Annotated in this window: 5 protein-coding genes; 1 reads left to right on the plus strand and 4 read right to left on the minus strand. The window is 69.1% G+C overall.

The window, feature by feature from the left end; translation table 11 throughout:
* Positions 1–25: 25 nt before the first annotated feature.
* The 4 genes from ACFTZL_RS37410 to ACFTZL_RS37425 form a co-directional block, all read right to left on the minus strand.
* Positions 26–2,569, minus strand: coding sequence for an SGNH/GDSL hydrolase family protein (locus ACFTZL_RS37410; RefSeq protein ID WP_382592609.1), 2,544 nt, complete (start codon positions 2,567–2,569; stop codon positions 26–28).
* Between the two features lie 259 nt (positions 2,570–2,828).
* Complete coding sequence (locus ACFTZL_RS37415) at positions 2,829–3,359, minus strand: cupin domain-containing protein (protein WP_382592612.1); 531 nt, start codon at positions 3,357–3,359, stop codon at positions 2,829–2,831.
* A 46-nt stretch (positions 3,360–3,405) separates the two neighbouring features.
* Positions 3,406–4,470, minus strand: a complete 1,065-nt coding sequence (locus ACFTZL_RS37420) for a phosphotransferase family protein (protein ID WP_382592615.1) — start codon at positions 4,468–4,470, stop codon at positions 3,406–3,408.
* Positions 4,467–5,471 (minus strand): C-terminal binding protein, encoded by a 1,005-nt coding sequence (locus tag ACFTZL_RS37425; RefSeq protein WP_382592618.1) that lies wholly within the window; start codon positions 5,469–5,471, stop codon positions 4,467–4,469. Before ACFTZL_RS37425 ends, ACFTZL_RS37420 begins: the two co-directional genes overlap by 4 nt.
* Before the next feature lie 747 nt (positions 5,472–6,218).
* On the opposite strand from ACFTZL_RS37425, the gene ACFTZL_RS37430 reads away from it, so the two are divergent.
* The gene (locus tag ACFTZL_RS37430; protein ID WP_382592621.1) at positions 6,219–7,487 is read left to right on the plus strand and encodes an MFS transporter; all 1,269 of its coding nucleotides are present in this window, start codon (positions 6,219–6,221) and stop codon (positions 7,485–7,487) included.
* Positions 7,488–7,533 lie beyond the last annotated feature (46 nt).

Below are 7,533 nucleotides of genomic sequence, written 5' to 3' on the forward strand. Positions count from 1 at the left end.
GTGCCGTGATCAGACATGCTCGTCCTCACTGGTCCTCTCGTGTGACGGCTGCCATCGGGCCGGCCGTCGTGAACGCTTGTGCGTAGGCGCTGGTTCCTGTCTGGTTCGGGTGGTAGCTCTCCCGGCTGAGGCAGGTGTCTCCCGTGAACCACCAGCAGAGCTGGGTGTTCTTGTCGCCGTGGTGGAAGTCGCCGTCGCCGTTCGGCCCGGCCACTACTCCGTTGATCCCTTCCGGCGAATCACAGATGCGTTTTCCTTCGAACGCCGACTGCGGAGACTTGTACCGGACGTTGGACGCGCTCAGGGAGAGGGCCAGTTCGCGTTGCTCGTCCTCGAAGTACTTGGCCATGTCGTTCAGAATGACACGCTGGGATGCGCTCACCAAGGTCGAGCACGCCTGAGTGCGGCTGAAGAGCAAGGGGTAGCCCATCAGCGAGATCGTCGCGTTCGGCGCATGGGCGTGGATCTGTTCCAGCACCGTGCGAGTCTCGGCTACGGCATTGTCGATGTCTGCCTTCATCGAGGCCTCCGACGGGCACCCTTCCATGACACACGTCTGGATCTTGTTGTCGAATCGCGCGTCGTTTCCGCCGATGGTCAGCATGACCTGAGTGGTGTCTGTGCTGAGCACCCCTGAGTCGATCTGGGTCTTCTCGTGGAAGTTCCCATCGTTCCCCCAGCCGTTGGGGGGGTCTCCCTCGGTCATCTGGGGCGTCTTGGCTCCGGAGCAGGCGGTGAACTGGAAGCCCAGCGCCGGATCGAAGCTGTCCGCGAGCGCACCGACGCTTTTCGTCTGGCCCGGGAGAGTCACCTTGCGGGGCCACGCGTTCGGGCTGCGCCGGCAGGCGTTCCAGCTGCTCTTTCCGTGGTCCCTGTCGGACTCGGGCGAATAGGCTCCGGCGCCCTCACCGGAGGTGTAGGAGTCGCCCATGGCGACGACCATGTGCTTCGGCTTGCCCGACAGCGGCTGGAAGGCGACGGCGTCCCAGGCGATGTCCTCGTCCGCGGTGCCGTCGTCGGTGGTGTTGGTCAGTTCCACCCGCGGGGTGCCGGTGAAGCGGTAGACGCCGAGTTCGACCCAGGTGTTCTTGCTGAAGTGGGTGTTGACGTAGCGGTGGCGGTCACCGCCCGCGACTCCCTTGATCACGTAGTGGGCCTGCTGGGTGTGCGCCCCGGTGTCCGGCATGTGAGCGAAGACCCGGGCCCACTCGACGGTGCGGCCGAGAGTCCAGGTGCCGTCGATGGTCATCCGTGCGCCGGGGCCGCCGAGATGGGCGGTGTCGCGGGTGTGCGTGTACCAGAAGTGACCGCCGTGTCCGCCGCCGATCTGGTGCAGGTCTCCCTTGGCCTCGAACGGGCCGAGCCCCGGTCCGGTCGCCGCCGGGTTGGGATGGAACGTGAACTGGAAGTTCCCGGCGTCGGTGCCGGACGATCCGCAGGAACTGTAGGTGTCGACGTTGTCGGGGACGGACTCCACGATCAGCGCCCCAACGGGTGCGGCGCCGCACTCCGGCGTGCCGTGCTTCAGCCGGGTGCCGCGGCCCGGTTCCTCGCGCAGGGTGACGTACTTGATGCTCTCGTTGCCGCAGTCGGTGGCGCAGCTCGGCTTCCACGTCACGTTCGAGCCGCGCCACCAGTACTTCTCGTAGCACTTGGCGTCGGGACAGTCCGGCGGGTTGGCGGCGTTGCAGTTGTTGGTGGCGTTGCAGAACGCGTCCAGCGGCGGCTTGACCCGGTCGCGCTGGCCGGGGTTGATCCACCAGGCGGGCCGGAAACCGGCGCTGGAAAATCCGGACTCGCCGGGCCAGTCCTGGCGCCCGTCGGTGCCGTAGGAGTAGCCGGTGTCCATGGACCAGGCGGACCAGCCCATCACCTTTTCCTGGTACGGCCAGTTCTGGGGCTTCGCCGCGTCGCGCGGGTCGGACATGAACGGGTGCCGCGAGGGCGGGTAGGTCGGGTTCGCCGGGTTGTTGTACCAGCCCAGGCCCCACGGCTTGCCATCACCGTTGTTCGGGTTGAAGCCGAGGTTGTAGTTCCACAGCGCGGCGAACCAGTTCTCCGGCTTCGAGGGGTCGTCGTTGTTGACCGTGATGGTCTGGCCAGCAGTGTGCACCTGGTTCCACTTGTCCGCGAGGATGTACATCGACGCGGCGATGTTGACCGAGTAGTCCAGGGCCACGGCCTTCTGCTTCGCCGGAGGCAGGGACGTCTCGTCGGGCTTCTCGAGGCCGGCCAGTCGCATTCCGTCGGTGACCTGGCCGACGCCGTAGCCGCAGTCCGACAGGTTCCAGTTGATCCTCCAGTACGCCTCGGACGTCTCGCCCTTGTGCCCGTAGAACCCGGCGATCGCCGCCTGCGGGTTGCCCATCTGGCCGGGGATGGCACCGCCTTCGGCCTGCCACAGGTTCGACTCCTGCGCGAGCACGCCCAGCAGCACCTGGGCGGGGATGCGCCCGCCGCCCTTCAGAGAGGGGGCCGGGAACAGTCCCTGCGGGTCGACGGTGCCCAGGCCTGAGCGCCAGCCTCCCTGCTTGATCCACTTGGACCGCAGCTCGCCGCGGATCGCCATGTTGACGGCCCACTCGACCTGGTTCGGAGTCGGCTCGGTCTGCTGATCGTCCTGGCCTTCGCCATCGGCGGCACGGGCATCTCCACGTCGGCATCCCAGGTCCTCTACTCCGGCGACTGGCCCCAGTCACAGACCTGGGCCACGCTCCTGGCCAAGGCAGCCTCAGCGTCCTGGGTTCCTCCCGGCACTCATCGCCCCTTACACCGCCGATGGCATGGCCGAGCGGCCTGCGCTGCGCATCTGTCCGGGCCCGGCGCAGTCAGTCACCTTGTCCCGTGCCGATGAGGACGAACGCCATCGTGGCCGGCTGGTCGCCGCGGTTGCGCCAAGCGTGGCGGGTGCCGTTCTGGATGACGATGTCGCCTGCCGAGAGCGACGTGCAGTGGCCGTCGTCGAGTTCGAGGACGATCTCGCCCTGCAGCACGATGCCGTAGTCCACGGTCGGGGTGGCGTGCATGCCGTCGGGTTCGATGAGTTCGGCGATGCCGGGCGAGTCGGCCCGCTGCTCCCGGTCGAAGGCGACAGGGTCGAACGCCGGGTCGGCCAGCGCGGATTCCGGCGGGAAGGTCAGGACGATGAATCGTGTACCGCCGGGCGCGGGCAGCAGGCTGGTGATGTTCGGGGTGGGGTCCTCCCCTGTCCGAGTGGCCTGTTCGCCCGGTTCGGTGGCCCACGGCAGCCGGGACACCCAGCCCGGCAGGCTGGCGAACTCCCGGCTCCGCGGCACCGGGCCGTCGCTGACGACGACCGACCTGCCGCTCCCGTCATGGCCGGTGACGACTCTGCGCATATGTCTCTCCTCGGCCGGGTCAGTCGGACCCGGCACATCGGTCGGGTCAGTCGGACCGGGTGCCGACGGGTTCGATCGGGGCCGACAGGGCGGTTTCCCAGGTGTCCACGACGTCCGCCATCGTGGGAACCGGCGCCCGCAACAGGGCAGTCGCGGCTGTTCGTACGAACAGCCGGTGCCGGTCGTCCGTGAGGTACTCCACCGGGGACTTGCCGTCCACACGCGCCAGCAGCAGCGCCGGGAGCAGTGTCGCGGCGCGTTCCTCGACGGCGGGGCGCGGCTCCCAGTCGACACAGCGGGCGTACGCCTCGGCCAACGCCCGGGCGGAGCGCAGGAGTTCGCTGCGGCGTCCGGGCACCACCAGGCTCTTGAGGAGGAGATGGTTGACGCAGAAGGCGACGTCGAAGGCCGGGTCCCCGTACCAGGCGCACTCGGCGTCCAGCAGCACGGGCGCCGACGGGCCGACGAGGATGTTCTTGGGGCTGACGTCACCGTGCACCAGGGCCGAGTGGGTGGTGGCCGTGCGGTCGGCGAGGCCTCGAATCGTGTCTGCGAGGGCGGGGTGCGCGGCCGCGGTGGCGAGCAGGTACGGCTCGATGCGCAGCGCGTGGAAGTTGTCGTCGGTGGCGAACTCCGCGGCGAGGGCCGCGTCGCCCGCGCTCGCCGCGTGCAGGGCGCCGAGCAGTTCCCCGACGGCCGCCGCGGTCGTCAGCCGCACCTCGCCCTCCAGCAGCTGCGCCTTCCAGATCGGATACCGCTCGGGGGGCAGGTACTCCATCGCGAACAGGCCGGCTCCGGGGTCGTGGGCCAGCAGGCCGGGGACGCTGTCCGGGCGGTGCCGGGACGCGAAGCGCATCCAGGCCCATTCGTAGGCGTTGCGTGACACCGGTGCCTGCCAGTCGGCCGAGACCTTCAGTTTGGCCAGGGCGCGTTTGACGCAGAGGGAGCGTCCTGGCAGGTCCACCCGCCACAGGTCGGACGAGACGCCGCCGGCCAACGGCGTCCAGCGAGCGGTTTCGCCCGGTTCGGCGAGGCCCTGGGTGGTCAGGAAGTCCGTCAGCGCGTGGCCGGGCCCGGGGGCCGGGCTCATCTGCGCGGAGCTCGCGTTCATCGCGGGTCACCCGAACCGGCGGGCAGATCACGAGGGGTGTTGCAGGCGTGGGCCGGGGTCACGCCCGCGAGGATCCGTACGACTTCCTCGGCGGCGCGGCGGCGCAGCTCGATGACCGACGCGTCGGAGGAGAAGGCGACGTGCGGGGTGAGGAGCGCCCCGGGCTGTGCCGAGAGCCCGGCGGGAACGTCCGGCTCAGTCTCCAGGACGTCGAAGGCGGCGCCGTCCAGATGCCCGCTGTCGAGCGCCTTGATCACCGCGTCGGTGTCGACGAGGCCACCCCGGCTGACGTTGACCAGCAGACCGCCCGGCCGCATCAGCGCCAGCTGTTCGCTTCCGATGATGTGGTGAGTGGCGGGCGTGAGCGGCACGTGCAGAATCACCACGTCGCTACGGCGCAGCAGTTCTTCCAGACCCGTCATCTCCACTCCGGCGACGTCCCGCGGCGGGTGCGGGTCGTGGGCCAGGATCCGGCAGCCGAACACGCCGAGCCTGCGTGCCGTGGCGCGTCCGATCCTCCCGAAGCCGACGATGCCGCAGGTCAGTGTCGACAGCCGGCGCAACCGGGCGCTCGCCGGGTCCCAGCGGCCCGCCCGGACCTCGCGGTCGAAGACGGCCAGGCCCCGCGTCCAGACCAGCACCATGCCGACGGCGTGGTCGGAGACCTCCTCGACGCAGTAGTCCGGCACATTGGTGACCCACACACCCCGCTCGGTGGCCGCGTCCACGGCGATGTTGTCCAGGCCCACTCCGAGCCGGGCCACGACACGGAGATCCGGCGAGGTCCCGATCGCGGTTCCGGAGACCGGCGCCCAGCAGGTCAGGATGCCGGCAGGGCGGTGCTCGGCGACCAGTTCCTCGATCGCCCCGGCGGAGGATGGCTCGGCGGGGCCGGTCACCAGGGTGTGGCCCGCCTTCTCGATGACCGACCGCTCGACCGAGTCGTCGGGCCAGGCGTAGTCGGTGAGCAGCACGGTGCCGGGGCGGCTCGGTGGTTTCATGGCAGGTCGTCCTCGCAGAATCGTGCGGCCGCAGCGGACGGCCGGGCGTCCCGCCCGGTCGCGTCCGGTCAGCAGGTTTGATCGTCATCCAGGACGGCGGCCGATGTCACGCCTGATCAGGCCTTCGGTCGCCGTGGGTGGGGTGGAGAGGTTCGCAGGGCTCGGGTGGGGTGTCGGCGCTCGCCGACTTGTGGTCGGTCGGGGCGCCACGCCACGGGTCGAGGGATGCCGGGGCACGTCGTATCACTCTGTCATAGCCACGCGATGCTAACGATAGCACTGGCTGGCTTCCCTGCGTCAAGAGCGAGACGCGAAGCAGAACGCCGGACGCCCCGCGGAGAGGTCCGTCCAGCCCACAAAGACCCGGCTACCAGGAGGAAACTCGGACCGCCGAAGAATTCCGGCGTTCACATCTTGACGCGCCCGGAACTTCCCTACATCGTTCTGGCAACGCCGACCGTGTTACCAGAGCATGGGCCGCACGAGATCCGGCTGTCGACGACGCCATAGCCACGGACGTCCCGACGGGCGACGCACGGCTGAATTCCGCACGCGGCATCCCACCGCGCGGCTGCCCTTTCGCCCCCCATTTCGCCGGTCGGCGGTCCTCGCCGCATGCCGGCTCTACCGAGCCGTGTTCAGCTCACCCCTTATCGCCTCACCGCATCCGGCCGCCGTGCGCATCTCCCCGTACCGGCGATGCGTCCGCCGCGGCCTGCCGTGGCCCATTCCTCCTCAGGAGCCGTAATGACTCACGCAGCGCAAGTCGACACCAGTGCAGTGCCCGCCGACGACACGGAGGGAATCAGCAGTCCTCCCCTTTCCCGGACCGTGATCGGACTGGGCTTCCTGCTGATCGTTCTCTCCTACATGGTCAATGCGATGGACCGCCAGGTCTTCCCTCCGCTGCTCCCCAATATCCGCCAGGAGTACGGATTCTCCCTGGAACAGGGAGGGCTGCTGGCCACGAACTTCACCCTGGGCATGGCGCTGGCGGGCCTGCCCGCGGGCTACCTCCTGGACCGCTTCCGGCGCAAGACCGTGCTGCTCGTCAGCATCGTGATCTACTCCCTGGGCACGATGGCCACGCCGCTGGCAACGGGTTTCGCCGACATGACCCTGTACCGGGTCGTCTCGGGTTTCGGTGAGGGCATGCAGTCCGCGGCGATCTTCGCGGCGATGGGCGCCTTCTTCGCCCACCGGCGCGGCCTCGCCTTCGGCGTGATCGGCGTGGGCTACTCCGTCGGCGTGTTCATCGCGCCGCTGATCGGCGTCGAGCTCATGAGCATGCACGGCACCTGGCACTCGCCCTTCTACCTGTTCGGCACGGCGGGGCTGCTGATCGCCGCCGCCTCCCTGTTCCTCGTGAAGGCCGGCCTGACCGAGACCTCCGTCGAGAAGGTCGTCTCGACGAGGACGTACGACTTCATGCCGGTCTCCGCCTACAACCGCAACACCATCGCCTTGACCGTCCACGCCGTCGTCAGCGGTGTGGCCATCTACGGGTTCCTCGGCCTGTACCCGACGTACCTGATCAGCTCGCTGCACTACTCCCCCGAGCAGGCGGCACTGGCCATGAGCCTCCTCGGCTTCGGTGGCATGACGGCCCTGTTCGGCGGCTGGCTCGGTGACCGTGTGAACCAGCGCAACCTGTTGATCCTCAGTCTGCTCGCCGTCTCGGTCATCAGCGTGTGCATCTACGAGACGCGGGCCGCGGTGGGCGTGCAGTGCGTGTTCGCCTTCCTCATGGGCGCCTTCGGGCTGGGCTTCATCTACCCCAACACCAACAGCGCGATACAGCGGGCCGTCCGGCCGACGCAGATCGGGCGCGCCTCCGGCCTCTTCGTCACCGGCTACTACGGGCCGGCGGCGTTCTCGGGCCTGCTCTTCGCCGCCCTCGTGGAGGCCTTCGGCTGGAGCCGGGCAGGGCTGCTCCAGGTCACGTTCCTGCCGTTGCTGGGCGTCGCCGCCCTGGCCTTCGTCCGGCCCGCGCAGTTCAACAACGCGGTCCGCTGACCGCACGCTCCGCCGACACTCCAGGGGCCTGCCCACCGCCGAGCGG

The sequence above is a fragment of the Streptomyces sp. NPDC056948 genome (assembly GCF_042674225.1).
GTDB classification, from domain to species: domain Bacteria; phylum Actinomycetota; class Actinomycetes; order Streptomycetales; family Streptomycetaceae; genus Streptomyces; species Streptomyces purpurascens.

What these genes read in the sequence shown, in the direction of transcription:
- ACFTZL_RS37410 (WP_382592609.1), bottom strand. Translation starts at nt 2,569, where the DNA reads ATGGCGATCCGCGGCGAGCTGCGGTCCAAGTGGATCAAGCAGGGAGGC.
- ACFTZL_RS37420 (WP_382592615.1), bottom strand. Translation starts at nt 4,470, where the DNA reads ATGAACGCGAGCTCCGCGCAGATGAGCCCGGCCCCCGGGCCCGGCCAC.
- ACFTZL_RS37430 (WP_382592621.1), top strand. Translation starts at nt 6,219, where the DNA reads ATGACTCACGCAGCGCAAGTCGACACCAGTGCAGTGCCCGCCGACGAC.
- ACFTZL_RS37425 (WP_382592618.1), bottom strand. Translation starts at nt 5,471, where the DNA reads ATGAAACCACCGAGCCGCCCCGGCACCGTGCTGCTCACCGACTACGCC.
- ACFTZL_RS37415 (WP_382592612.1), bottom strand. Translation starts at nt 3,359, where the DNA reads ATGCGCAGAGTCGTCACCGGCCATGACGGGAGCGGCAGGTCGGTCGTC.